Origin of the sequence: Fusibacter tunisiensis, from assembly GCF_016908355.1 — a bacterium.
Taxonomy (GTDB): domain Bacteria; phylum Bacillota; class Clostridia; order Peptostreptococcales; family Acidaminobacteraceae; genus Fusibacter_D; species Fusibacter_D tunisiensis.
Genome location: NZ_JAFBDT010000066.1, coordinates 1 through 1,435, shown reverse-complemented (window position 1 = coordinate 1,435; position 1,435 = coordinate 1). Strand labels below are relative to the sequence as shown.

General features: G+C 32.2%; 1 protein-coding gene. It reads left to right on the top strand.

The window, feature by feature from the left end; all coding sequences use genetic code 11:
• Positions 1–182: 182 nt before the first annotated feature.
• Positions 183–1,355, top strand: a complete 1,173-nt coding sequence (locus JOC49_RS13075; protein WP_204665480.1) for a hypothetical protein — start codon at positions 183–185, stop codon at positions 1,353–1,355.
• Positions 1,356–1,435: the final 80 nt, after the last annotated feature.

Sequence of the window (1,435 nt, the reverse complement as noted above, 5' to 3'; positions counted from 1 at the left end):
CAAGTCATGAATCAATTAGAGATCCTTTTTTCTGACAGAATCGCTGCTCACTTAAAATTTTAAATCAAACTTTACACAAAATTCTTGACAGGTCCATCTATATTGACGTTTTAGAATCAGAAGATAAGTATAATGTAGCGATTGAAGGCGCTACGACTACAGTAAGTTCAAGTTTAGATGCTATGCCTAAAGCAGTGACCCATCTAAATACTGATATTCTACAGATTAATCAAGGCGCAATAGCTAACTATTTTGAGAGAAATGAGCTGTCTAGCTTAGCTAGAAAAGCGGGTAAAATTGAAGAATACCAGATTGCAAAAGCAAAATTTAACGAAATCCATACTGAATTAGATAAAAGGATTTCTGATTTGCATCAAGTCTATGAAGATATTCATGAGATAAAGCCAGACCAAGCAATTATTTTGCATAATAATACTATAGATAAACTCTTAAATTCTGAGTATCACTTAAAGATGAATAAGGATAAGTTGATAGAGTTAACTTTTTCTTCAGAAAAATTTGATGAGACAATAAAAGTAGTTGAAGATATTGAAGTATTAATCTCAAAGCTGAATAAAGCTCCAACTATCGATATTGAAGAAACTGAAGTTGCAATAATTGAAGGATTTGTAAGTTTACTTTCAACGATGAAAGGCAAACAGAAGAAGAAGAAACTACTGCATGAATATATGACAAAATTTATTGGAAATGCACACAATATTGTGTCTAGTGCGAATGACAAATTAAATGCTGCTGGAAAAGAAAAGGCTTTAGCTGAAAAGGGTAAGCGAGAGATTATAAACAAAGTAAAGGTCCATTTTAAAGCTTTTGCTGAACTAAATTGGAGTGTAAAGAGTACATTATCATTAAAGTTAGACCATACTGAGTTAATCGATTTAGACGAGGACAGCAAACTTTGTATAGAGCTTCAGCCAGAAAAGGAAATTAAGGAAAGTATACTTGATGGCATTAAGGGTTATAGCAAGGATGACTTATACTATTCGCTTGTTGAACTCTTGTATAACGAAACAAGTCTGAAAAATTATGGAGATAATTCAGCTGATAATTTTGGTAAAAAGATCAAGAGTCAAATAAAGGCATTAGCAAGTTGCTTTGATAAACTAACTGACTATCTAGAATATCGGGATGGAACTACATCAAAGAGTAATAGTCCTGGTTATAATTCGGAAAAATACCTGAAAGTAGTATTGAATAATCCTAAATGTGGATTAGTAATTATTGATCAACCTGAGGACAACCTTGGAAACAAGTTTATTTCTGATCAATTAGTTGAATTAATAAGAAAAATTAAGTTTAAGAAGCAAATTTTCTTGATAACAGGGTTTGTCAACTAAAGTGTGTAAGTTAGGTTTTCCTATCCCAGTTTGAGCTTGGCTCGATAGATCGTACTGACCGATATTCCAGTCATTTTTGA